Source organism: Microbispora sp. NPDC088329 (assembly GCF_040685655.1).
Taxonomy (GTDB): Bacteria; Actinomycetota; Actinomycetes; order Streptosporangiales; family Streptosporangiaceae; genus Microbispora.
This window is the reverse complement of record NZ_JBFBIP010000014.1, coordinates 25,257-48,535: the sequence shown is the minus strand read 5'-3', so window position 1 is coordinate 48,535 and position 23,279 is coordinate 25,257. Positions and strand designations below refer to the sequence as shown.

Below are 23,279 nucleotides of genomic sequence, written 5' to 3'. Positions count from 1 at the left end.
GCGCAGCTCGGCACATCCGGGGAGTCAAAAGGTGAGCTCGACGACACCTCCGCCCAGTCACACACAGCCCAGCCACACGCAGCCCGTCCCGAACACCTTCACCGAGGAGGAACCACGGGACAAGTACTGGTACAAGCGGGCTGTCTTCTACGAGGTGCTTATCCGCGGCTTCGCCGACTCGAACGGCGACGGCACCGGCGACATCCGCGGCCTCATCGAGAAGCTGGACTACCTCCAGTGGCTCGGCATCGACTGTCTGTGGCTGCTCCCGCTGTACGAGTCCCCTCTGAAGGACGGCGGGTACGACATCTCGGACTACATGAAGATCCTCCCGGACTTCGGTGACCTGGGCGACTTCGTCAGGCTGGTCGACGAGGCGCACAAGCGGGGCATCCGGGTCATCGCCGACCTGGTCATGAACCACACCAGCGACCAGCACCCGTGGTTCCAGGCGTCCCGCCACGACCCCGAGGGCCCGTACGGCGACTTCTACGTCTGGCGCGACACGGACGAGGAGTACAAGGACGCCCGGATCATCTTCATCGACACCGAGGCGTCCAACTGGACCTTCGACCCCGTCCGCGGGCAGTACTACTGGCACCGGTTCTTCCACCACCAGCCGGATCTCAACTTCGAGAACCCGGCGGTGCAGGACGCGATGATGGAGGTCATCCGCTTCTGGCTCGACCTCGGCATCGACGGGTTCCGCCTCGACGCGATCCCGTACCTGTTCGAGCAGGAGGACACCAACTGCGAGAACCTGCCGGCGACCCACGCGTACCTGAAGCGGGTGCGGGCCGAGGTGGACCGCATCTACCCCGACCGGGTGCTGCTGGCCGAGGCCAACCAGTGGCCGGCCGACGTGGTGGAGTACTTCGGCGACCCGGTCACCGGCGGCGACGAGTGCCACATGGCCTTCCACTTCCCGCTGATGCCGCGCATCTTCATGGCGGTGCGGCGGGAGTCGCGCTACCCGATCTCGGAGATCATGGCCCAGACGCCGAAGATCCCCGAGAACTGCCAGTGGGGCATCTTCCTGCGCAACCACGACGAGCTCACGCTCGAGATGGTCACCGACGAAGAGCGCGACTACATGTACTCCGAGTACGCCAAGGACCCCCGCATGCGGGCCAACGTCGGCATCCGCCGCCGGCTGGCGACGCTGCTGGACAACGACCGCAACCAGATCGAGCTGTTCACCGCGCTGCTGCTCAGCCTGCCCGGATCGCCGGTCATGTACTACGGCGACGAGATCGGCATGGGCGACAACATCTGGCTCGGCGACCGGGACGGCGTCCGCACGCCGATGCAGTGGACGCCCGACCGCAACGCCGGCTTCTCGAACTGCGACCCCGGCCGGCTCTACCTACCGGTGATCATGGACCCGATCTACGGGTACCAGGCGATCAACGTCGAGGCACAGCAGAAGAGCGCCAGCTCGCTGCTCCACTTCACCAAGCGGATGATCGAGATCCGCAAGCGTCACCCGGTGTTCGGCCTCGGCGAGTTCACCGAGCTGAACTCGTCCAACCCGAGCGTGCTCGCGTTCGTACGGGAGCTGGGCGACGACCGGGTCCTGTGCGTCAACAACCTGTCGCGCTTCCCCCAGCCGGTCGAGCTCGACCTGCGCAGGTTCGAGGGATCCACGCCGGTCGAGTGCATGGGCGGAGTTCCTTTTCCCCCGATCGGTGAGCTTCCGTATCTTTTGACGCTCCCTGGGCATGGGTTCTATTGGTTCACACTGCCCGTCACGCACAGGACGGCCGGCACCAAGGAGGAGTGACGACTTCACTGCAGGGGCTCCTCGCCGGCTGGATCACCGGACAACGGTGGTTCGCCGGCAAGGGGCGCGCCATCGACGACCTGTCCATCGACTCGGAGATCGAGATCGTCGCGGGAGACCCGGCGCTGCTCCATCTGATCGTGTGCGTGCGCCAGGGGGAACGCCGCACGCGCTACCAGATTCCGGTCGGGCTGCGCGAGCACCTGCCCGACCGGCTCGGCCACGTGCGGATCGGCGCCTGCCGCCGGGACGACCGCGAGGTCGAGGTGTACGACGCGCTGCACGACTCCGCCCTGACCGGGCACCTGCTGGAGGGGATGGCCGGCGACCGCCGGTTCGACGGCCTCGGCTTCCATCTCGCGCACGGGGCGCAGATCGACACCTCGCAACGCAGCCTCGTGCTGACCGCCGAGCAGTCGAACACCTCGCTGGTGTACGGCGACCAGTACATATTCAAGCTGTTCCGCCAGCTCAGCCCGGGGGTCAACCCCGAGCTGGAGATCATCACGGCGCTCGCCGACGCGGGCTCGGCCCAGGTGGCCAGGCCGTACGGATGGATCGAAACCGAGCTCCTGGGCGAGCCGACCACGTTGGCGATCATGCAGGAGTACCTGCAGAACGCCAACGAGGGCTGGTCCATGGCCCTCACCAGCGTCCGCGATCTCTACGCGTGCCCGGAGGACATGCCGGCGCAGGACGCCGGCGGCGACTTCGCGGGCGAGGCGCGACGGCTCGGGCTGGCCACCGCGCAGGTCCACCGCGAGCTCGCGCGGGCCTTCCCGACGGGGACTATCGAGCCGCCCGAGATCAAGCGGATGACCGAGCGGTTCCGCCGCCGTCTGGACAAGGCGGTCGCCGAGGTGCCGCGTCTCGGCGAGCACGCCGCCGTGGCCGCCGAGGCGTTCGACCGGCTGTCCGATCTCGGCCACGAGATCCCGGTGCAGCGGGTGCACGGCGACTATCACCTCGGCCAGGTCATGCGCACCATGACCGACTGGGTGGTGCTCGACTTCGAGGGAGAGCCGGGGCAGCCGCTGGCCGAGCGCCGGGCGCTCGACTCGCCGTTGCGGGACGTGGCGGGCATGCTGCGCTCGTTCGACTACGCCGCCCGGCACCTGCTGGCCGACCGCCCCGACGCCGAGAGCCTGGAGAACCGGGCCAGGGAGTGGTCGGAGCGCAACCGCGCCGCGTTCCTGGCCGGCTATTCGGAGGGTGGCGGGCGCATCCGCGGCGACGACGCGGTGCTGCTGCGCGCGCTGGAACTGAGCAAGGCGGTGTACGAGGTCGTCTACGAGGCGCGCAACCGCCCCTCGTGGCTGCCCATCCCAATCGCGGCGTTCCGCTGACAAGATCAGGGTGTTCCGAGGGACACATCGAGGGCAGGTTGGCGACATGGATTTGGATCGGCTGGCGGGGGGCGCGCACCACGACCCCCACTCCATATTGGGTGCCCATCCCGGGCCCGACGGCATCACGATCAGGGCCCTGCGCCCTTTCGCGGAGAAGGTCGAGGTGCTGGCCGACGGCTCGGCCCACGAGATGAGTCACCTCGCCTTCGGGGTCTTCGAGGTGACGCTGCCCGGCCTCGACAAGGTCCCCGACTATCGCCTGCGCATCACCTATGCCGACGCCCCGCCGTACGAGACGGACGATCCGTACCGGCACTGGCCGACGCTGGGCGAGCTGGACCTCCACCTGATCGGTGAGGGACGGCACGAGCGGCTGTGGGAGGTGCTCGGGGCGCGGGTCGTCCGCCATGAGGACGTGGACGGGACGGCCTTCTCGGTGTGGGCGCCGAACGCCCAGGGCGTGCGGGTGATCGGCGACTTCAACCACTGGAACGGCGCCGCCCATCCCATGCGCTCCCTCGGCCGGTCGGGGGTCTGGGAACTGTTCCTCCCGGACATCGGCGAGGGCATGCGGTACAAGTTCCAGATCCTCGGCCTCGACGGCATCTGGCGGGAGAAGGCCGACCCGATGGCCCGCCGCACCGAGATCCCCCCGGCGACGGCCAGCATCGTCGAGAAGTCCGCGTACGGGTGGCGCGACGGGGAGTGGATGGCCGGCAGGCCGTCGCGCGACGCCCTCGCCGAGCCGATGAGCACCTACGAGGTGCACCTGGGCTCGTGGCGGCCCGGCCTGTCCTACCGGGAGCTCGCCCGCGAGCTGGTCGGCTACGTCAAGGACATGGGATTCACGCACGTGGAGTTCATGCCGGTCGCCGAGCACCCCTTCGGCGGCTCGTGGGGCTACCAGGTGACCTCCTACTACGCCCCCACCTCGCGCTTCGGCTCCCCCGACGACTTCCGCCACCTGGTCGACGAGCTGCACCGGGCCGGCATCGGCGTGATCGTCGACTGGGTGCCCGCGCACTTCCCCATGGACGAGTGGGCGCTGGCCCGCTTCGACGGCACGCCGCTCTACGAGCACGCCGACCCCGCCCGCGGCATGCACCCCGACTGGGGCACGTACGTCTTCGACTTCGGCCGCAACGAGGTGCGCAACTTCCTCGTGGCCAACGCGCTCTACTGGCTCAAGGAGTTCCACATCGACGGCCTGCGGGTGGACGCGGTGGCCTCGATGCTCTATCTCGACTACTCCCGCCGTGAGGGCGAGTGGACGCCCAACGCGTACGGCGGCAGGGAGAACCTCGACGCGATCGAGTTCCTCAAGGAGATGAACGCCGTCGTCTACCGCGAGGAGCCGGGGATCGTCACGATCGCGGAGGAGTCGACGGCCTGGCCAGGCGTGTCTCGGCCGGCCTACCTCGGCGGGCTCGGCTTCGGCTTCAAGTGGAACATGGGCTGGATGCACGACTCGCTCAGCTACATGTCGCGCGAGCCGATCTACCGGCAGTATCACCACCACCAGATGACGTTCTCCCTGATGTACGCCTTCTCCGAGAACTTCGTGCTGCCGCTGTCGCATGACGAGGTCGTCCACCTCAAGGGGTCGCTGCTGGGCAAGATGCCGGGCGACGAGTGGCAGCGCTTCGCCAACCTGCGCGCGTTGTACGGCTTCATGTGGGCCCATCCCGGCAAGCAGCTGCTGTTCATGGGCGGCGAGTTCGGCCAGGGCGCCGAGTGGTCGGAGGCCAAGGGCCTCGACTGGTGGGTGCTGGACTTCGACTACCACCGTGGCGTGCAACGCCTGGTCCGGGACCTCAACCGGGTCTACCGGGAGTCGCCCGCGCTGTACTCCCGCGACAACACCCACGAGGGCTTCCGCTGGATCGACGCCGACGACGCCTCGGGCAACGTGCTGTCGTTCCTCCGGTACGGCACGGACGGCTCGGTGCTGGCCTGCGTCGCCAACTTCTCCGGCGCCCCGCACGAGGACTACCACCTCGGCCTGCCCACCCCCGGCCGGTGGGAGGAGATCCTCAACACCGACGCGTACGAGTACGCCGGCAGCGGCACCGGCAACATGGGCGCGGTCGAGGCGGCCGAGGAGCCGCGGCACGGACTGCCCTGCTCGGCACGCCTGCGCGTGCCGCCGCTCGGCGTGGTGTGGCTGCGGCCGGTGGAGAGTCCCACGGCCGTGAGCGCCGAGATGGACGAGCGGGCGGTGGAGCCGGAGGCGGCGGAGGCCGAGCCCGAGGGCCTGGTCGCCGAGTCCTGAGCCCTTCCTGCCGGGGTCCGCGGCGCGGGCCCCGGCAGGGGGAGCCGGTCAGGCGCGGCCGCGGAAGAACTCCCGCAGGTCCTCCACGAGCAGGCCGGGAGCCTCCAGGGCGGGAAAGTGGCCGCCCCGGTCGAACTCGGTCCAGCGCACGATGGTGTGCGTCCTTCCGGCGAACCCACGGATGGCGAAGTCCGTGGGGAAGACCGCCACGGCCGTCGGCACGCCCGTCCGCTCGCGCGGCGCCCACATGAACGGGTCGTTGAACCGCTCGAAGTAGGTGTGCGCGGCCGAGCCCGCGGTGCCGGTGTACCAGTAGAGGCTGACGTCGGTGAGGATCCGGTCGCGGTCCACGGCGTCTTCGGGCAGCTCGGCGGCCGGGTCGGTCCACTCACGGAACTTCTCCACGATCCAGGCGAGCTGGCCGGCCGGGGAGTCGTGCAGGGCGTGCGCGATCGTCTGCGGCCGGGTGCCCTGAATCTGCATGTACGCGCTCGACCGGTCCTGCCAGTCCTTCATCCGCCTCAGCCGCTCCCGTTCGGCCTCGGTGAGCGCGGCCAGGTCGGCCGGGTTCCCCGTCGGGAAGGTGACCAGCGCGTTGAGGTGGACCCCGATGACCCGGTCGGGCGCCGCCCGGCCGATCAGCGGGGCGATGAAGGCGCTCACGTCGCCGCCCTGCACGCCGTACCGGTCGTAGCCGAGCCGGTCCATCAGGTCCGCCATCGCCGCGGCGGCCCGTCCGTCGGTCCAGCCGGCGGCGGGCAGCGGGCCGGAGAAGCCGTACCCGGGAAGCGACGGGATCACCACGTGGAAGGCGGCGGCGGGGTCGCCACCGTGCGCCGCCGGGTCGGTGAGCGGGCCGATCACGTCGAGGAACTCCACGATCGAACCGGGCCAGCCGTGGAGCAGCAGCAGCGGCGTGGCGTCCGGCACGGCCGAGCGGACGTGGAGGAAGTGCAGGTCGATTCCGTCGATCGTGGTCGTGAACTGCTGATGGGCGTTGATCGCCGCCTCGTGCGCCCGCCAGTCGTACTTCTCCGCCCAATACGCCGCCAGGTCGCGCAGGTAGCCGGTCGGCACGCCGCGCTCCCATCCGGTTCCCGGCAGCTCCGGGGCCCAGCGGGTGCGGGCCAGCCGATCGCGCAGGTCGTCGACGTCGGCCTGGGGGATCTCGATGCGGAACGGACGGATCTCTGTCTTCGTCATGCGATCACCGTAGGAACGATCGGTGTCAGATTCGGCCACCAATGGCGGGCACAATTCCAGTCATGCTGGAAACCTCGGCACGACTGCTCCGGCTGCTGTCCCTACTCCAGGCGCGCGGCGACTGGCGGGGCGCAGACCTGGCCGAACGGCTCGGTGTGGGCCTGCGTACGGTGCGGCGCGACATCGACCGGCTGCGCGACCTCGGTTATCCGGTGGACGCGACCCCGGGAGTCGCGGGCGGCTACCGGCTCGGCGCCGGCACGGCGCTGCCACCGCTACTGCTCGACGACGAGGAGGCGGTGGCGGTAGCGATCGGGTTGCACACGGCCGCGACCGGCAGCGTGGCCGGGCTGGAGGAGAGCTCGGTGCGGGCGTTGGTCAAGCTCGAGCAGATGCTCCCGGCCCGCCTCCGGCATCGGGTGACCGCGTTCCGGGCGGCGGCCGTGCCGCTGACCGGGCCGGCGCAGGCCGGCGAGGCGGTCGGCCCCGGCCTGCTGACCGCGCTCGCGGCGGCCTGCCGGGACCACCGGCGGCTGCGGCTGCGGTACCCGGGACGGGACGGCCCGGCGGTCCGTACCGTCGAGCCCCACCGGCTGGCTCACACGCACCGCCGGTGGTATCTGCTGGCGTGGGACGTGGACCGCGACGACTGGCGGACCTTCCGGGCCGACCGGATCCAGGGCCCCGTGGACCCGCCCGGCGCCCGGTTCACCCCGCGTACGCCCCCCTCCGGCGACGTGGCGGCCTACGTCTCCCAGGCGATCTCGTCGGCGCCCTACCGCTACCGGGCCCGGATCCTGTTCGAGGCCCCGATCGAGGCGGTGGCCCGGCGCTCCTCCCCCACGGCCGGCCGGCTGGAGGCGCACGGCGCCGACGCCTGCCTGTTCCACACGGGCTCCGACTCGCTGGAGACGCTCGCCCTGCACGTCGCGGCCAAGGGATTCCCGTTCCGGGTGCTGGACCCGCCCGAGCTGATCCCGGTCCTGCGCGACCTGGCCGACCGGCTGCGTACGGCGGCCGAAGCCTAGCCACCGCCTATCGGTCAGAGCGTGACGACGACCTTTCCGCGGGCGTGCCCCTGTTCCACGTACCCGACGGCGGCCGGGATCTCGTCGAACGGATAACCGCGGTCGATCACCGGAGTGACCTTGCCGTCCTCGATGAGGTCGGTCAGCCGCATCAGGTCGCCCCGGACCTTCTCGCCGTAGGACACCTGGGTCACGACCACACGCTGGGACACGAACGGCGACACCGCGAGCGTCGCGATGATGTGACCGACGGGCTGCAGCCATCGTCCGGCCGGCCCGCCGACGACGAGGTGCGTCCCCCGGGGCTTCAGCACCCGCGCGCAGGCCCGCAGCGGGCGGGTACCCGCGATGTCGAGCAGCAGGTCGTGGCGCCGCCCGCGCCGGGTGAAGTCCTCCTTCGTGTAGTCGACGACCTCGTCGGCGCCGATCGATCGCACCAGGTCCGCGTTCCGGCCGCTGCACACTGCGGTGACCTCGGCGCCGAACGCCTTGGCGAGCTGCACGGCGAAGGTCCCCACGCCGCCCGAGGCTCCGTTCACGAGAACCGCGTGCCCCTCCTGGACCCGTCCCTGGTCGAGCGCGATCAGTGCGGTGACGGCCGCCATCGGCACCGCCGCCGCCTGCTCGAACGACAGGTTCTCCGGTTTCCTGGCCAGTGCGCCCTCCCGCACGCACACGTACTCGGCGAAGCCGCCCTGCGTGAGCAGTGCGAACACCTCGTCGCCGGGGCGGAACGCGGTGACGCCGGCGCCGACCGCCTCGACCTCTCCCGCCACGTCGGCGCCCAGGACGCCGATCCGCGGCCGTCGCGGGCCGAGCGTGCCGCCCATCAGGCGCGCGACGTACGGCTCGCCTCTCATGTGGTGCCAGTCGTACGGCTGGACGGAGGTGGCGCGCACCCGGACCAGCACCTCGCCGGGGCCGGGCACGGGCGTGCCGACGTCGGTGAGCTCCAGGACGTCGGGCGGGCCGTACGAGCGCAGGACGTACGCCTTCATCGCGTTCTCCTCGTCACCTTGGCAGTGGGGAGGGCCAGCGTAAGAAGCGTCGCGTGCCGGGCGTATCGGCCGAAAGTACGCCCGATCGGCAGCCGATCGGGCGGCACGGATCCGGCCGTTCCACCGATGAACCACGGCCCCCTCGCGGCCCACGATCGGCACATGACCGAATCGATGGAACGGCCCAGGCTCGCACACGGCCGGGTGAAGGAAACCGGCCGATCGGGCGGAAACCGCGGGGCGGGGTGGCTCGTGCCCGCCGCGCTGATCGTGCTCAGCGCCGTCCCCGTGATCGCCGGCGCCGCCCGGCTGTCCCAACTGACCGGCGGAGGACCGGTCACCGCGGACAACGCCCGGTTCTTCGCCTCACCCGTTCCCGTGGTCGCGCACATCGTCGCCGTCACCCTGTTCAGCGTCCTGGGAGCCCTGCAGTTCGCCGCCGGGCTCCGCCGCCGCGCGCCGCGCCTGCATCGCGTCCTGGGCCGGGTGCTGGTTCCGTCCGGGATCGTCACGGCGCTGTCGGGGCTGTGGATGACGGTGTTCTATCCCCACCCACCGGCCGACCACGCCCTCCTGACCGGCATGCGGCTGGTGTTCGGCACGGCCATGCTCGTGTCCGTCGTCCTCGGCTTCGCGGCGATCCGGCGACGGGACGTCGCCCGCCATCGCGCCTGGATGACGCGCGGCTACGCGATCGGCATGGGCGCGGGCACCCAGGTGCTGACCACCGTGCCCTGGGTCGTGGTGGCCGGTCAGCCCGGTCCGCTCCCCCGGGCGCTGCTGCTGGGCGCGGGATGGCTGATCAACATCGCCGTCGCGGAGTGGGTCGTCCGCAGAGGTGCCCGAATGCCGGCATCGTCCCGAGGGGCGAAGTGAGCGGCTCATGCCCCGCCGGTCTCCGCCCGATCGTGATGACCCTGGTGCAGGAGCGCGCGCAGCTCCGCGGTGTCGACGATGTGGGCCAGCCTCGGGAAGACGCCGGTCATCAGGGCCTGGTGGGCCTGCGGGTCCGGGTCGGCGACGCCGTCGGACAGGACGTGGAGCCGGTAGTCGCGGTCGGCGGCGTCGGTGACGGTGGACAGCACGACGCCGCTGGTGGTGACGCCGGCGATGACCAGGGTGGTGATTCCGCGATCCTGCAGCCGCCGGTCCAAGTCTGTCGTGGACAGCGCGCCGTAGCGGGTCTTGCGGACGACGATGTCGCCGGGCTCGGGAGCGAGCCGATAGTGGATGGCCGTGGCGGGATCCGCGTGGTGCATGAGGCGCTGCCGGCCGAGGAAGGAGAACGTCCTGTTGGCCGGCGGGATCGCCGCCCAGTCGGCTTCGGTGAATCCGACGCGCACGTAGGCGAGTGAGGAAATGGCGGTGACGGCGGTGGCGGCCCGTCAGGCGCGGGTCGATGCGGGCTCCGGCTCGGCGGGCCCGGCGGGGGGCTGGGCAGGGGACTGAGCGGGGGTCGCCGCGGCGCGTCGGGGAAGCAGCAGCGGGGTCGCCAGCAGGAGCACACCGGCCAGGCCGATGGCCGTACGCGGGCCGAGCAGGCCGCCCAGCACGCCCCAGACGGCCGTCAAAAGCGCGGTCGAGGCCTTGGTCGTCACCGTCCAGGCGGACAGCGTGCGGGCCACCCGGCCGGTCGCCGTGCGTTCGAGACGGTAGGTCGCGCAGACGGGGTTGAAGACGCCGCAGCAGAAGATGAGCCCGAGCTCGACGCCCATCACCAGCAACAGCCCCCCGGTGCCCGGCCCCACGAAGGCCAGGCCGACGAGCCAGAGCGCGCGCAGCGTCCCGGACACGACCAGGACCCGGTGCTGCCCGAACCGGGTGACGAGCGGCCGGGCCAGCCGCGAGCCCAGCAGCCCGCCGATCGCGGGCGCGGCGAAGGCGAGGCCGTACTGCCACGGTGCGAACCCGAGCCGGCCGAGCATCAGGACGGCCAGCAGCGCGTCGGCGGCCATCACCAGGCCGTTGAACACGGCGGTGTTGAAGAACAGCGGACGCAGCGTCGCGTCGGCGAGGATGTACCGCCAGCCGTCGAGCAGGTCCCCGGCCCGCACGCGCGCGGCCTCCCCGCGCTCGGGCCGCGGCTCCCGGCCGCCCGTCGCGCGGATGCCGAGGGCCGAGAGCAGGTAGCTGACCGCGTCGGCCACCACCGTCGCCACCGGGCCGAGGAGGCCGATCGCGGCACCGCCCAGCGGCGGTCCGATGATCGTGGTCGTCCAGGCCGTGGACTCGAATCGGGCGTTGGCGACGAGCAGGTGCTCGGCCGGCACCAGCGTCTTCAGGTACGCGCCGGAGGCCGCGCGGAAGGTGATGTCCGCCGCCGCGACGACGACCGAGACCAGCAGGAGCTGGACGAAGGAGAGCACGCCGAGCGCGAACGCGGCCGGGATCGTCAGCAGCGCCGCGAAGCGCACCAGGTCCGTCCCGATCAGCACCGGCCGCTTGCGGCGGAACTCCACCCACGGGCCCAGCGGCACCGCAACGGCCGCGCCCACCGCGGCCCCCACGGAGGCCAACGCCGCGACCTGCGCCGGCCCGGCGTGCAGCACCTGGACCGCGATCAGCGGGAACGCGCCGAAGGCGAGCCACGTGCCGAGCGCGCTGGTCCCGTACGCCGCCCAGAGCCATCCGAACCGCCGCCCCAACCGGTGCCCGTTCCTCACGTCCCACGCCCCTCGCCACTCGCCCGTACAACCGATCCGCGATCAGAAGCATCAAAGCGAGCACCATGGCCGCAGATCAAACAACCGCGAGGCCACCCGGCCACAACCGATGGTTGTATCCGTAAGGTGTCCGCATGGACCTCGACATCGTCCGGACCTTCGTCGCCGCCGCCGACGCGGGACAGTTCCAGGAGGCCGCCGCGGAGCTGGCGGTCACGCAACAGGCCGTCTCCAAGCGCATCGCCGCGCTGGAGCGCGACCTCGGCGTGCGGCTGTTCACCCGCACGCCGCGCGGCGCCGAGCTCACCATCGACGGGCAGGCCTTCCTGCCCCACGCCAAGGAGCTGCTGCGCGCCGCCGACCGGGCTGTCGCGTCCGTGCGCGCCGGCCGCCGTCCGCTGCGCGTCGACATGCTCACCTCCCGCAGCGCGGCCTCGGGCCTGATGCGCGGCTTCCACCGCGCGCACCCCGAGATCGACCTCGACGTGGTGATGCTGTTCGACATCGAGAAGGCCGTCGCCGCCATCCGGTCCGGAGCGATCGACGCGTCCTTCCGTGCCGTCGCCATGCCCGGCCGGCCCCTTCCCGAGGAGCTCGAGTCCGTCCGGGTGCTCGACGAGCCGCTCCAGCTCCTCATCGGCCCCGCCCACGCGCTGGCCGGCGCCCGGTCGGTGACCGTCGCCCAGCTCGCCGGGCACCGGATCTGGATGCCCGGCCTGACCCCCGGCACCGAGTGGACCGCCTACTACGACGACCTCGTCGCCGAGTTCGGCCTCACCATCGAGGCGACCGGCCCCAACTTCGGCTCCGACGCGCTCCTCGACACCATCGCCGACACCCCGGCCCTGGCCACCTTCATGGGCGGGCACACCCGCCTCGTCTGGCCCGCCGGCCACGGCCTGCGCCGCATCCCGGTGACCGACCCCACGCCCGTCTACCCGCACTCGCTCCTGTGGCACCGCGACAACCCCCACCCCGCGCTGGCCACCCTCCGCGCCCACCTCGCCGCCACGGCGGCCGGCCACGACGCCGCCGGGACCTGGGCGCCGGACTGGGCGATCGCACGCTGAACGCGCCGCCTCGGCGGGCCGGACCGCGGTCAGCTCCTGACGCGGCCGGTCTCGTAGGCCCAGATGGCGATCTCCACGCGGTTGCGGGCGCCGAGCTTGGCCATCAGGCTGGCGACGTGGGTCTTGACCGTGCTGAGCGAGATGTGCAGCTCGGCGGAGATCTCGCCGTTGGTCCGGCCGCGCGCCACGGCGGCGAGGATCTGCTCCTCCCGGTGCGTGAGCTCCTCGATGGGCCGCACGGCCTGCGCGGCGGGACCGGTGCGGGCGAAGGCGCCGAGCAGCCGCGCGGTGATGCTCGGGGCGATGAGCGCGTCGCCCGCGGCGGCGGCGTGCACGGCCTGCGCGAGCATGTCGGCCCCGGCGTTCTTCAACAGGAAACCCCGGGCCCCGGCCTGCAACGCCGCATAGACGTACTCGTCGAGGTCGAACGTGGTGATGACGACGACGGCGAGGGGGTCGGCGACGTCCGGTCCTGCGAGGGACCTGGTCGCCTCGATGCCGTCGGTCCCGGGCATGCGGATGTCGAACAGGCACACGTCGGGGCGCAGGCGCCGGGCGAGCTCGACGGCTCGCCGCCCGTCGGCGGCCGTGGCGACGACCTCGATGTCCGGCTGGGCGTCGAGGATCATCGAGAGCCCGGTGCGGACGATCTCCTGATCGTCGGCGATCAGCACCCGGACGCCGTGCCCACCGGCTCGCTCGCTCCGCTCGCTCATGCGACCCCGGCCCGGGGAAGCACCGCGGTCACCGTCCACCCCCGATCGCGGTCCGGGCCGGCCACGCACGTGCCGCCGAGCAGGCTCGCGCGCTCGCTCATGCCGATGATCCCGTATCCCGGCGACGCGGCCGGGCGGGTGGAGCCCCCGTCGCCGTCGTCACGCACGCACAGGCGCACCGCCGCCTCGTCGGCGGCGACGCGCACCTCGACCCTGGTGGCACGGCGCGCGTGCCGTACGGCGTTGGTCACCGCCTCCTGGGCGATGCGGTAGACCGCGGACTCGACCGACGGCGACAGATCGTCCAAGTCACCGGATATCTCCACCTCGACCGCCGGGTGGTGGGAGCCGCCCCGGCTCGCGAGCCGTTCGAGTTCGGCGATGCGCAGGCCAGGGGTCAGCTCCGCCGGCCGGTCGCGCCGCAGGACGCGGACGATGGCGCGCATCTCGTCGAGGGCCCGTGCCGCCTCGGCCTCGATCACGCGGAGAGCATCGGTCGCGGCGTCCGGCCGCGCCGCCGCCGTGGCGAGCCCCGCCTGTGCGCGGATGGCCATCGCGGAGACATGGTGCGCGACCGTGTCGTGCAGGTCGCGGGCGAGCTGCTCGCGCATCAGCAGCTTGACCTGGTCCAGCTCGCGCATTCTCGCCCCGGCCCGGTAGCGGAATGCGCCGCCCAGGCTGGTGGTCGCGAGCAGGACGGCGAACGGCCCGACCACGTCGGCGAGAGCGGCGTGGTCGACGAGCGCGGACAGACCGGCGGAGGCGATCATGATTCCGAGACCGGTCACGATCTCCCTGCCCGACCCCCACCGGAACACCGCGTAGGGCAGGATCAGCAGGTATCCCAGCGTGTACACGTCGAGGGTCGCGCCGGTCACGAGGATCGGGATCGCATGCGCGGCGACGAAGCAGATCGCGAGCATCGCCAGGGGACGGGTCCGCCGCCACAGGAGGGTGGGCACCAGTCCGACGGTGACGGCCACCGCCAGCGGCCGCCACGGAAGATCCGGCCGCAGCACTCCTTCGAGTATCGCGAGCGGCACGAGCACCCCGGCGAGCACCCAGTCCCGCCACACACGTACGGGGGGATCGGGAGGACGGGGCTCGTGCCACACGGAGCGGATGAAGCCGTGCACCGCCTCATGGTACGAGAGCGGACGTGGGAAGCAGAACAGGCACCGCGGCTGAGAAACGTCCGGTCCTCGGGTGGAGAGCGGGAGTTCGTCCTTGTCGCCGGCGACGACGAGTCCGGTGCGGTGACATGGGAGAGGCGGGACCAGCACGCCGCCGACGAACGCCTCCGCGAGGTCGTGGCCAAGGCCAACGTCGCCCGAATCGGGCTGATCCTCACGACTGTGTCACCGGCCGCGTCGATCCCCACTTCGTTCGCCGCTCATCAGGGCAGGCGGGCGTGTTCGGCTCGGGTGGCAGCGATCCGCTCACGCGCGAGCGTACGGGCCCGTTCGGTGTCGTCGCCGGTGAGTCGGGCGAGGATCGCTGCGAGCGGCCTGATCTTGCCCCAGCCGCCCCAGTGACCCTCGGGGATCTCGGTGGGGAATACCCAGATCCGGCTGGCGTCACGCGGCCAGGCGCCGTTCTCCGCGTCGAGGATCGCCTCGGTGACCTCGGCGATGACGCTCGCACGCTTCTGCTCGTCGAGCTGGCCCTCGGGGACGGACGGGACGACCTTGTAGCGAGGTGCGTCCGCGGGTTCCCCGCCGACGTAGATGCCGGCCGGTCGGTGCAGCCAGAGCCAGGAGACGGAACGGCTCACCGGGTCGGCGGGGTCGAATCCCTCGTTGCGGACGAGGATCTCGGTGATGCGGTTCAGCAGGGCCGCCTCGGCGTCCGGCTGGAGCGCGCCCTCGGGAATGTACACGTCGAGCATGGGCATGATCGATCTCCTTTATGAGTTTAGTTCTTAAACTCAGACTGGAGTCTACGAGGGCTGAGTACAGCTTGTAAACCCAGATGGGTACACTCGTCCCATGGAGACGCGGCGAATCGACCCGGTGAACTGCTCGGTGGCGCGCGCCCTCTCGGTGGTGGGGGAGCGCTGGTCGCTGCTGATCGTTCGTGAAGCACTGGACGGCGCGCGCCGGTTCGGAGAGTTCCACTCCCGCCTCGGGATCGCCAGGAATCTCCTGGCGACTCGGCTCGAGACCTTGGTGACCGCGGGAGTGATGCGCCGCGTGCCCTATCAGGAGCCCGGGGATCGGCAGCGCTTCGCCTACGAGCTCACCGAGCAGGGCCGGGCGTTGCGGCCCACGCTCGTGGCGCTCCTGGAATGGGGCGACACGTACCTCGCCGACCCGCAGGGCCCGTCGGTCATCGTCCGGCACCGGCCCGTCGACGATGCGAGCTCCTGCGACGAGCCGGTCAAGGTCGTCCTCGAGTGCGCTGCGGGGCACAGCCACCTCGCCCCGGAAGACGTCTGCCGCACGCCCGGGCCGGGCGCGCGCTTCGTGGAAAGCTCCTGAGATCCCCAGGATCGTACTGAGCAGCTCATATCGCGAGAGGCATGATCCAAGCAGTGAGGCCGACGCCTGGGCCATGGGGCAAACGTCGGATGCTGCGGCACGCTGGTGCCCCTCTCGCCGATCTTCGCCCCGGGCGAATCCTGTCGGTCGCGGCACCAGGGCAGGCCCGGTCATCACCGAGGACGGCGCCGCGACCTTAGCGGAGGCTTAAACGACGGTTAGCGGGTCAGGAGGGCGTTGACCCCCTCGCGGCCTTTGCTTACTCTGACAATAAATAGGAAACTTTCCTATTCAAGCACCCCCACCGGGAGTTTCCGATGCGAAAGATCCTCCTCGGGTCCCTGATCGCGGGCGCCGCGTTACTCGCGCCGCTCGCGCTCGGGACCGCCTCCGCCGCCACCCCCGCCACCGCCACGTACACCGTCGACTCCGACTGGGGCTCCGGCTTCCAGGGCAAGTTCACCGTCAAGGCGGGGTCCGACGCCCTGCCGAGCTGGACCGTCGAGGTCGACATGCCCTCGGGCGCGACGATCAGCTCGGCCTGGGACGCCACCATGACCAAGAGCGGCAACCACTACACGTTCAAGAACCCCTCCTGGAGCGGCGGGCTCGCGGCGGGCGCCTCGGCGAGCTTCGGCTTCATCGGCGCTCCCGGCGGCTCGACGCCGCTGCACTGCACGCTGAACGGCGCGCCCTGCGCCGGCGGGCCCGGCAGCTCCCCCTCGGCCGGCCCTAGCACGAGCCCCAGTGTCAGCCCGTCCGCATCGCCCTCCGCGTCGCCCTCCGCGTCGCCGAGCGCCTCCCCCACGCCTCCGCCGCCCGGCGGTAAGAAGGTGCTCGGCTACTTCACCGACTGGGGCGTGTACGGCCGGCAGTACTTCGTGAAGAACATCGTGAGCAGCGGCTCGGCCGCCAAGCTCACCCACATCAACTACGCCTTCGGCAACGTGACCAACGGCCAGTGCGCGATCGGCGACTCCTACGCCGACTACGACATGGCCTACACGACGGCCAACAGCGTGGACGGCAAGGCCGACACCTGGGACAACGGCGCGCTGCGGGGCGCGTTCAACCAGCTGCGCAAGCTGAAGGCGCAGTATCCGCACATCAAGGTGCTCTACTCCTTCGGCGGCTGGACCTGGTCCGGCGGCTTCGGCCAGGCGGCCGCCAACCCCACCGCCTTCGCCAACTCCTGCTACACCCTGCTGAAGGACCCGCGCTGGGCCGATGTGTTCGACGGCATCGACATCGACTGGGAGTACCCGAACGCCTGCGGCCTGAGCTGTGACACCAGCGGCGCGGCGGCGTTCAAGAACCTGATGGCGGCCCTGCGGGCCAAGTTCGGGCCCAGCTACCTCGTCACCGCCGCGATCACCGCCGACGGCACGAACGGCGGCAAGATCGACGCCGCCGACTACGCCGGCGCGGCGCAGTACGTCGACTGGTACAACGTGATGACCTACGACTACTTCGGCGCCTTCGCCGCACAGGGCCCGACGGCCCCGCACTCGCCGCTCACCTCCTACTCCGGCATCCCCATCGCCGGGTTCTACTCCGACGCGGCCATCCAGAAGCTCAAGAGCAAGGGCGTGCCGGCGAGCAAGCTGCTGCTCGGCATCGGCTTCTACGGCCGCGGCTGGACCGGCGTCACCCAGGCCGCTCCCGGAGGCACCGCCACCGGCGCCGCCCCCGGCACGTACGAGGCGGGCATCGAGGACTACAAGGTCCTCAAGAACAGCTGCCCGGCCACCGGCACCGTCGCCGGCACGGCCTACGCCAAGTGCGGCTCGAACTGGTGGAGCTACGACACCCCCGCCACGATCGGCGGCAAGATGACCTACGCCAAGAACCAGGGTCTCGGCGGGGCCTTCTTCTGGGAGTTCAGCGGCGACACCGCGAACGGCGAACTGATCACCGCGATGTCGAGCGGTCTCAAGTAAACGGTCACCGGCCCCCGCGCCTGCGGGGGCCTCATCCGGGCCATTCCGGCTAAACCGTCGCTTATGGTGGCATTTATGGACGCGACGAGGACGATCGTAGAGACCGTCGGCAAGCTGCGGCAGCGCCGTACGGCGCCGCTCGTGCTGGAACTGGATCTGACCGAAGGGCTGTCGGAAGGGCCGCCCGCCGACCCGGTCACCGCTCTGCTGTCCATGCGCAAGACACGCCTCACCGACGTGCTTTCGGGTCTGCGCCGCGCCCGTAAGGACCCCCGCGTCACCGCGCTGATCGTCAAGATCGGCGGCAACCCCCTCGGCCTCGGCATGGTGCAGGAGCTGCGTACGGCCGTGCTCAAGCTGCGCGCCGCCGGCAAGCGGACCGTCGCGTTCGCCGAGACGTACGGCGAGTTCGGCGCGGGCACCGTCCCCTACTACCTGGCGAGCGCCTTCGAGCGGGTCTACCTCCAGCCCTCCGGCGACGTGGGTCTGACCGGCGTGGCGCTGGAGCAGCGGTTCCTGCGTGACGCGCTCGCCAAGGCGGGGGTGGAATACCAGCTCGGCCAGCGGCACGAGTACAAGACCGCGGCCAACACGTTCACCCAGAACCACATGACCGACGCCCACCGCGAGTCGGCCGGCCGCATCGCCGAGTCGATCACCGAGCAGATCGTCGCCGGCATCGCCGAGGCGCGCGGGCTCGACCCGAAGCGGGTGCGCGAGCTGATCGACCAGGGCCCGTTCATCGGCACGGAGGCCGTCGAGGCCGGGCTGGTGGACGCGCTGAAATATCGCGACGAGGTCTACGCCGAGACCGTCGACGACGGCGCGCACCTGCTCTACGTGTCGCGGTACGCCAAGAGCGTGCTGTCCGGGAAGCTCCCCCACCCGGGGGCCGACACGGTCGCCCTGGTCCACGGCAACGGCATGATCCGCCTCGGCCGCAGCGGTCGTTCGCCGCTCGGCGGCGGGGGCGCCATGGGCTCCGACACCATCTGCGCCGCCCTGCGCTCGGCCCGGCGGGACGAGAAGGTCAAGGCCATCGTGTTCCGCGTGGACAGCCCCGGCGGGTCGTACGTCGCCTCCGACGCCATCTGGAGGGAGGTCGTCCTGGCTCGTCGGGCGGGCAAGCCGGTCATCGTGTCGATGGGCGACCTGGCGGCCTCCGGCGGTTACTTCGTGTCGATGGCCGCCGACGTCATCGTCGCCCAGCCCGGCACGCTGACCGGCTCGATCGGCGTGTTCGGCGGCAAGCCCGTCGTCGGCGAGCTGCTCGGCAAGCTCGGCGTGGTGACCGAGTCGGTCGCCGAGGGCGCCAACGCCGGGATGTTCTCGCCGTCCACCGCGTTCTCCGACGCCCAGTGGGAGCGGGTGAACGCCTGGCTCGACCGCATCTACGCCGACTTCGTGGGCAAGGTGGCGCAGGGTCGCGGCCTGACCGAGGATCGGGCGCACGAGCTGGCCAGGGGCCGGGTGTGGACCGGCGCCGACGCCAAGGCGGCCGGTCTCGCCGACGAGCTCGGCGGCCTGGAGGACGCCCTCGCCCTGGCCCGCCGCCGGGCCGGGCTGGCCGACGACGCCCCCGTACGGACCTATCCGCGCATGCACCCGCTGGAGCGGCTGCGCCCGCCGGAGTCCAGCGAGGACAAGTCGGCCGCGCTCGCCCGGGTGCGCCTGGAGGCGTGGGGCCCGCTGGCGCGGATGGCCGGGCGGCTCGGTCTCCCGGCGTACGGCCCGCTGGTGCTGCCGGGCCACTGGACGATCAGATGACCGGACGGTAGCGGGAGCGCAGCCGTACGAGCGGGGCCTTCGACGCGTCGACGTAGTCGACGCCGAGGACCTCCCCGATGAACAACGTGTGATCGCCGGCCGGGACGACCCGCGTCGTCTCGGCCTCGATCGCCGTCACCCCCCGCTCCACGACCAGCGCCTCGCTGTGCGTGCCGCGGTGGTGGGCGACCCCGGCCAGCAGGAGCCGGGCGCCGGGCCGTCCGGCCGCGGCGAACCGTGAGGCGACCGCCTGCTGGCCGTCCGCCAGCACGCTCGCGGCCCAGCGGTCGCGGCGCAGCAGCACCTCGGCGAGGTATCCGGCCGAGTCGAGGCTGACCAGCACGAGCGGCGGATCGAGCGACACCGACATCAGGGTCGCGACCGTCGTGCCCAGGTCGTCGCGGTCGTCCTTGACCGTCACCACCGCCACGCCCGCGGCCACCTGCCCCATGGCCTCGGTGAACAACCCCTGCCCAGGTCCCACTGCCCGGCTCCTTCCCCTCCGGCGTGCGACTGTGCCACCGGGGACCGGGACGCGCAACCGATCGCCCGCTCGCGTCAGACGACAGGCCGTCCGGGGAACGTCACTCCAGGGGGACGTCCCCGGGCCGCGCCTCACCAACCGGGCGGCCCGTCGTCGCCGGCTCGGGCGCCGGGCGGGGGACGCGTTGTCCGGGGGGTGCGCGATGAGGAACACCACGAGACTCACCGTCGCGCAGGCGCTGGTGCGGTTCCTCGCGCGGCAGTGGACCGAACGCGACGGCGTGGAGCACCGGCTGATCGCCGGCTGCCTGGGCATCTTCGGGCACGGCAACGTGGCGGGCATCGGCCAGGCCCTGGCCGAGCAGGGCGCGGGCACCCGCGACCCGCTGCCCTACTACCCGGCCCGCAACGAGCAGGCCATGGTGCACACGGCCGCCGGCTACGCCCGGCAGTCCGGCCGGCTGTCCACCCTCGCCTGCACCAGCTCGATCGGGCCGGGCGCGACCAACATGGTCACCGGGGCCGCGCTGGCCACGATCAACCGGCTGCCGGTGCTGCTGCTGCCCGGCGACCTGTTCGCCACCCGGGCCGCCTCGCCGGTGCTGCAGGAGCTGGAGGACCCCCGGTCGTACGACGTCGGCGTCAACGACTGCCTCAAGCCGGTCAGCCGCTTCTGGGACCGGGTCAACCGGCCCGAGCAGCTTCCGTCCGCGCTGCTGGGGGCCATGCGGGTGCTCGCCGACCCGGCCGAGACCGGCGCGGTGACGCTGGCGCTGCCGCAGGATGTGCAGGCCGAGGCGTACGACTGGCCGGGCGAGCTGTTCGCCCGCAGGGTCTGGCACGTGGCCCGGCCGGTCCCCGAACCCGCGGCCCTGGCCAGGGCCGCCGAGGTGCTGCGCGGCTCGCGCCGCCCGCTGATCGTCGCCGGGGGCGGGGTCGGGTACAGCGGCGCCTGCGCCGAGCTGGCCCGCTTCGCGGAACGTCACGGCGTGCCGGTGGCCGAGACCCAGGCGGGCAAGGGCGCGCTGCCGTACGACCACGCGTGCGCGGTGGGCGCGATCGGGCACACCGGGACCCGCGCCGCCGACGCCCTGGCCCGCGAGGCCGACCTGGTCATCGGGATCGGCACCCGCTGGAGCGACTTCACCACCGCCTCGCGGACGTTGTTCGGCCGGGCCGGATTCCTGAACGTCAACGTGGCGGCGTTCGACGCGGCCAAGCACGCGGCCGAGACGCTCGTCGCCGACGCCCGCGAGGCACTCAGGGCACTTGACGGCCTGGACTGGCGGGCCGACCCCGGCTGGACGAGCCGGGCGGCCGAGCTGGCCGCCGCCTGGCAGGCCGAGATCGACCGGTTCTCCGGCGGGAGCGAGCTGACCCAGCCGGTCGTGCTGGGCGTCGTCAACGACGCGGTCGACCAGGTCGCCGCGGGCGGGGTGGTGGTCAACGCGGCCGGGTCGATGCCGGGCGACCTGCACAAGCTGTGGCGGGCGGCCGATCCGGAGTCGTACCACGTCGAGTACGGCTACTCCTGCATGGGCTACGAGATCGCCGGCGGCCTGGGGGCGAAGCTCGCCGCCCCGGAGCGCGAGGTGTTCGTGCTCGTCGGCGACGGGTCCTACCTGATGATGGCCCAGGAGATCGCCACCGCCGTGCAGGAGGGTGTCAAGCTCGTCATCGTCCTGGTCGACAACCGGGGATTCGCCTCGATCGGCGCGCTGAGCGAGTCGGTCGGCGCCATGCGGCTCGGCACGGCCTACCGCAAGCGCGGCCCGGACGGCCTCCTCGACGGGGAGCGGCTGCCGGTGGACCTCGCCGCCAACGCGGCCAGCCTCGGCGCCGACGTGCTGACCGCGGCCGATCCGCGGGCCCTGCGGGCCGCGCTCGCCGAGGCCGTCGCGTCCCCGCGTACGACCCTGGTTTACGTCGAGACGGTCGCCGGCCCCGCACCGGCCGCCGAGGCGTGGTGGGACGTCCCGGTGGCCGAGGTCTCCGGGAATGCCGACACGCGCGCCGCGCGCGAACGCTACGAGGAGGCCAAGCGCGCCCAGCGGCCCTACCTCTGACAAGAGCCGGGCCCTTGACGTTCGGGGCCTTGACGATCAGGGCGGGGGCGCACACTCTGCGCTCGGCGCGGGCCCGCACGCGTTGACGGACCCGCCGCCGGCATCCGTCCGATCACATGCGAAGGGTGGGCGTTGACCCCCAGGTCATCCGCGTCTCGGCCGAAGATCCGCGGCCGGTCGTGCCTCCGGACGGCGGCGACGCGGCGAGCCCCCCGCCGTGCCCGTGCCCGTGAAACGTTCAGCGCCGGCTGCTCGGCGTGCCATCGGCAGGGAGCCCGGTGCCCCATCGGCAGGGAGAAGGAGAGACCGTGCGACACACAATGGTGAGGACGGCGCTGGCCGCGCTCGCGATGACCGCCGCGCTGCCGCCGGCGGCCGCCCACGCGGCGGCCCCGCCCGGCGTGGCGGAGGCGCGCACGCCGGCGCCGGCCGTGCCGGCCACCGTGCACACCGCCGGGCGGGTCGAGGTCGCGGGGAACTCACTGCACTACAGCTGGCCGGGCGTCTACTTCGAGGGCCGCTTCCGCGGCAGCGGGGTCGGGATCGTGATCGACGACGCGGTGAACGACTACGACGTCCAGGTCGACGGCGCCACGGTCGCCACGCTGGTGACCCCCGGCCGCACCACCCACTGGGTCAGGAACCTGAGCCACGGCGTGCACAGCGTGCGGCTCGTCAAGCGCACCGAGAGCCCGTGGTCCACCGGCCGGTTCGGCGGGTTCGTCGCCGCGCCCGGCGGCGCCATCCTGCCCAGGCCGGCCGATCGCCACCGGCAGATCGAGTTCATCGGCGACTCCTACACCGCCGGCTACGGCAACATGTCCGGCACCCGTGACTGCCCCGCGCCCGGCCAGATCGACCGGAACACCAACGCCGACGTCAGCTTCGGCGCCCTCACCGCGCGCCGCCTCGGAGCCGACTACCAGATCAACGCCTTCTCCGGCCGCGGGGTGGTGCGCAACTACAACGGGATCGAGCCCGGCACCGACTACCGCACCTACTACGACCGCGCCCTGATCGGCGTGCCCGGCGACGTCTGGCGGAATCCGGGCACCTGGCACCCGCAGCTGATCGTGATCGGCCTCGGCATCAACGACTTCTCCACCGCCATCAACCCGGGCGAGCCGTGGACGCCGGAGTCCCTGGTCGCCGCCTACAAGACGGCCTACCACGGCTTCATCGACAAGCTCCGGGCCCGGTACGGCAAGCGCGCGATCATCGTGGTCAGCGCCACCTACATGTCCAACACCACGGCGTTCGCCGACGCCGCGCGGCAGATCGTCCAGGACCGCAACGAGCGGGGCGACGACCGGGTCCGCTACTGGTACTACGACAATTCGGAGCTGGACTACGGCGGCTGTGACTGGCACCCCTCGGCCCACGACCACCGGATCATCTCCCAGCGGCTCGACGACTTCATCGCCACGCTGCCGCTCAGGTGGTAGACGCGGCCGGGGGCCC

19 protein-coding genes are annotated in these 23,279 nt (G+C 71.8%); 11 read left to right on the top strand and 8 right to left on the bottom strand.

Annotated elements, in window-relative coordinates:
* The first annotated feature begins 31 nt into the window (after positions 1-31).
* The 3 genes from treS to glgB are packed head-to-tail and all read left to right on the top strand — an operon-like array spanning position 32 to position 5,404.
* Positions 32-1,783 (top strand): maltose alpha-D-glucosyltransferase, encoded by a 1,752-nt coding sequence (gene treS / locus AB0O28_RS24530; RefSeq protein WP_363643880.1) that lies wholly within the window; start codon positions 32-34, stop codon positions 1,781-1,783.
* The gene (locus AB0O28_RS24525; RefSeq protein ID WP_363643878.1) at positions 1,780-3,129 is read left to right on the top strand and encodes an aminoglycoside phosphotransferase; all 1,350 of its coding nucleotides are present in this window, start codon (positions 1,780-1,782) and stop codon (positions 3,127-3,129) included. Before treS ends, AB0O28_RS24525 begins: the two co-directional genes overlap by 4 nt.
* A 46-nt stretch (positions 3,130-3,175) precedes the next feature.
* Positions 3,176-5,404 (top strand): 1,4-alpha-glucan branching protein GlgB, encoded by a 2,229-nt coding sequence (gene glgB / locus AB0O28_RS24520; RefSeq protein ID WP_363643877.1) that lies wholly within the window; start codon positions 3,176-3,178, stop codon positions 5,402-5,404.
* Positions 5,405-5,452: 48 nt separating this feature from the next.
* On the opposite strand, the gene AB0O28_RS24515 is transcribed toward glgB, so the two are convergent.
* Complete coding sequence (locus tag AB0O28_RS24515) at positions 5,453-6,607, bottom strand: epoxide hydrolase family protein (RefSeq protein ID WP_363643875.1); 1,155 nt, start codon at positions 6,605-6,607, stop codon at positions 5,453-5,455.
* A gap of 62 nt (positions 6,608-6,669) precedes the next feature.
* On the opposite strand from AB0O28_RS24515, the gene AB0O28_RS24510 reads away from it, so the two are divergent.
* Entirely contained in the window at positions 6,670-7,635 is a 966-nt protein-coding gene (locus AB0O28_RS24510) for a YafY family protein (protein ID WP_363643873.1), read from the top strand.
* A 14-nt stretch (positions 7,636-7,649) separates the two neighbouring features.
* Here the strand turns inward: AB0O28_RS24510 and AB0O28_RS24505 are convergent, their stop codons facing one another.
* Positions 7,650-8,633 carry an NAD(P)-dependent alcohol dehydrogenase gene (locus AB0O28_RS24505; protein WP_363643871.1) on the bottom strand — a complete coding sequence of 328 codons (984 nt, stop codon included), beginning with the start codon at positions 8,631-8,633 and terminating at the stop codon, positions 7,650-7,652.
* 162 nt (positions 8,634-8,795) lie between these two features.
* Between AB0O28_RS24505 and AB0O28_RS24500 the strand changes: the two genes are divergently transcribed.
* Complete coding sequence (locus tag AB0O28_RS24500) at positions 8,796-9,509, top strand: DUF2306 domain-containing protein (RefSeq protein WP_363643869.1); 714 nt, start codon at positions 8,796-8,798, stop codon at positions 9,507-9,509.
* A gap of 5 nt (positions 9,510-9,514) precedes the next feature.
* Here AB0O28_RS24500 and AB0O28_RS24495 read toward each other — a convergent pair whose 3' ends face one another.
* Both AB0O28_RS24495 and AB0O28_RS24490 read right to left on the bottom strand, forming a co-directional pair.
* The gene (locus tag AB0O28_RS24495; RefSeq protein WP_363643867.1) at positions 9,515-9,976 is read right to left on the bottom strand and encodes a cysteine hydrolase; all 462 of its coding nucleotides are present in this window, start codon (positions 9,974-9,976) and stop codon (positions 9,515-9,517) included.
* A 42-nt stretch (positions 9,977-10,018) separates the two neighbouring features.
* The gene (locus AB0O28_RS24490; protein ID WP_363643865.1) at positions 10,019-11,296 is read right to left on the bottom strand and encodes an MFS transporter; all 1,278 of its coding nucleotides are present in this window, start codon (positions 11,294-11,296) and stop codon (positions 10,019-10,021) included.
* A gap of 134 nt (positions 11,297-11,430) precedes the next feature.
* On the opposite strand from AB0O28_RS24490, the gene AB0O28_RS24485 reads away from it, so the two are divergent.
* Positions 11,431-12,366, top strand: coding sequence for a LysR family transcriptional regulator (locus AB0O28_RS24485; RefSeq protein ID WP_363643863.1), 936 nt, complete (start codon positions 11,431-11,433; stop codon positions 12,364-12,366).
* Positions 12,367-12,395: 29 nt separating this feature from the next.
* Here the strand turns inward: AB0O28_RS24485 and AB0O28_RS24480 are convergent, their stop codons facing one another.
* The 3 genes from AB0O28_RS24480 to AB0O28_RS24470 all read right to left on the bottom strand — a co-directional run bounded on the left by AB0O28_RS24480 (position 12,396) and on the right by AB0O28_RS24470 (position 14,976).
* A complete protein-coding gene (locus AB0O28_RS24480) occupies positions 12,396-13,082 on the bottom strand; it encodes a response regulator transcription factor (protein ID WP_363643861.1) in 687 nt (228 codons plus the stop codon).
* Positions 13,079-14,218, bottom strand: coding sequence for a histidine kinase (locus tag AB0O28_RS24475; RefSeq protein WP_363643859.1), 1,140 nt, complete (start codon positions 14,216-14,218; stop codon positions 13,079-13,081). Before AB0O28_RS24475 ends, AB0O28_RS24480 begins: the two co-directional genes overlap by 4 nt.
* Before the next feature lie 260 nt (positions 14,219-14,478).
* Positions 14,479-14,976, bottom strand: coding sequence for a hypothetical protein (locus AB0O28_RS24470; protein WP_363643857.1), 498 nt, complete (start codon positions 14,974-14,976; stop codon positions 14,479-14,481).
* Positions 14,977-15,070: 94 nt separating this feature from the next.
* Here AB0O28_RS24470 and AB0O28_RS24465 point away from each other — a divergent pair, with 94 nt between their 5' ends.
* The 3 genes from AB0O28_RS24465 (at position 15,071) to AB0O28_RS24455 (ending at position 19,269) form a co-directional block, all read left to right on the top strand.
* On the top strand, positions 15,071-15,562 hold the full coding sequence (locus AB0O28_RS24465) for a helix-turn-helix domain-containing protein (protein WP_139578314.1): 492 nt from the start codon (positions 15,071-15,073) through the stop codon (positions 15,560-15,562).
* A 317-nt stretch (positions 15,563-15,879) separates the two neighbouring features.
* Positions 15,880-17,502, top strand: coding sequence for a glycosyl hydrolase family 18 protein (locus AB0O28_RS24460; RefSeq protein ID WP_363643855.1), 1,623 nt, complete (start codon positions 15,880-15,882; stop codon positions 17,500-17,502).
* Positions 17,503-17,577: 75 nt separating this feature from the next.
* Positions 17,578-19,269, top strand: a complete 1,692-nt coding sequence (locus tag AB0O28_RS24455; protein WP_363643853.1) for a S49 family peptidase — start codon at positions 17,578-17,580, stop codon at positions 19,267-19,269.
* Here AB0O28_RS24455 and AB0O28_RS24450 read toward each other — a convergent pair.
* The gene (locus AB0O28_RS24450; RefSeq protein ID WP_363643851.1) at positions 19,262-19,753 is read right to left on the bottom strand and encodes a flavin reductase family protein; all 492 of its coding nucleotides are present in this window, start codon (positions 19,751-19,753) and stop codon (positions 19,262-19,264) included. The genes AB0O28_RS24455 and AB0O28_RS24450 overlap by 8 nt on opposite strands.
* Positions 19,754-19,955: 202 nt before the next feature.
* Between AB0O28_RS24450 and iolD the strand changes: the two genes are divergently transcribed.
* Positions 19,956-21,818 (top strand): 3D-(3,5/4)-trihydroxycyclohexane-1,2-dione acylhydrolase (decyclizing), encoded by a 1,863-nt coding sequence (gene iolD, locus AB0O28_RS24445; protein WP_363643849.1) that lies wholly within the window; start codon positions 19,956-19,958, stop codon positions 21,816-21,818.
* 308 nt (positions 21,819-22,126) lie between these two features.
* Complete coding sequence (locus AB0O28_RS24440) at positions 22,127-23,263, top strand: SGNH/GDSL hydrolase family protein (protein ID WP_363643847.1); 1,137 nt, start codon at positions 22,127-22,129, stop codon at positions 23,261-23,263.
* The last annotated feature ends 16 nt before the right edge of the window (positions 23,264-23,279 follow it).

What these genes read in the sequence shown, in the direction of transcription:
- glgB (WP_363643877.1), top strand. Translation starts at nt 3,176, where the DNA reads ATGGATTTGGATCGGCTGGCGGGGGGCGCGCACCACGACCCCCACTCC.
- AB0O28_RS24515 (WP_363643875.1), bottom strand. Translation starts at nt 6,607, where the DNA reads ATGACGAAGACAGAGATCCGTCCGTTCCGCATCGAGATCCCCCAGGCC.
- AB0O28_RS24510 (WP_363643873.1), top strand. Translation starts at nt 6,670, where the DNA reads ATGCTGGAAACCTCGGCACGACTGCTCCGGCTGCTGTCCCTACTCCAG.
- AB0O28_RS24505 (WP_363643871.1), bottom strand. Translation starts at nt 8,633, where the DNA reads ATGAAGGCGTACGTCCTGCGCTCGTACGGCCCGCCCGACGTCCTGGAG.
- AB0O28_RS24500 (WP_363643869.1), top strand. Translation starts at nt 8,796, where the DNA reads ATGACCGAATCGATGGAACGGCCCAGGCTCGCACACGGCCGGGTGAAG.
- AB0O28_RS24485 (WP_363643863.1), top strand. Translation starts at nt 11,431, where the DNA reads ATGGACCTCGACATCGTCCGGACCTTCGTCGCCGCCGCCGACGCGGGA.
- AB0O28_RS24480 (WP_363643861.1), bottom strand. Translation starts at nt 13,082, where the DNA reads ATGAGCGAGCGGAGCGAGCGAGCCGGTGGGCACGGCGTCCGGGTGCTG.
- AB0O28_RS24470 (WP_363643857.1), bottom strand. Translation starts at nt 14,976, where the DNA reads ATGCCCATGCTCGACGTGTACATTCCCGAGGGCGCGCTCCAGCCGGAC.
- AB0O28_RS24465 (WP_139578314.1), top strand. Translation starts at nt 15,071, where the DNA reads ATGGAGACGCGGCGAATCGACCCGGTGAACTGCTCGGTGGCGCGCGCC.
- AB0O28_RS24460 (WP_363643855.1), top strand. Translation starts at nt 15,880, where the DNA reads ATGCGAAAGATCCTCCTCGGGTCCCTGATCGCGGGCGCCGCGTTACTC.
- AB0O28_RS24455 (WP_363643853.1), top strand. Translation starts at nt 17,578, where the DNA reads ATGGACGCGACGAGGACGATCGTAGAGACCGTCGGCAAGCTGCGGCAG.
- iolD (WP_363643849.1), top strand. Translation starts at nt 19,956, where the DNA reads ATGAGGAACACCACGAGACTCACCGTCGCGCAGGCGCTGGTGCGGTTC.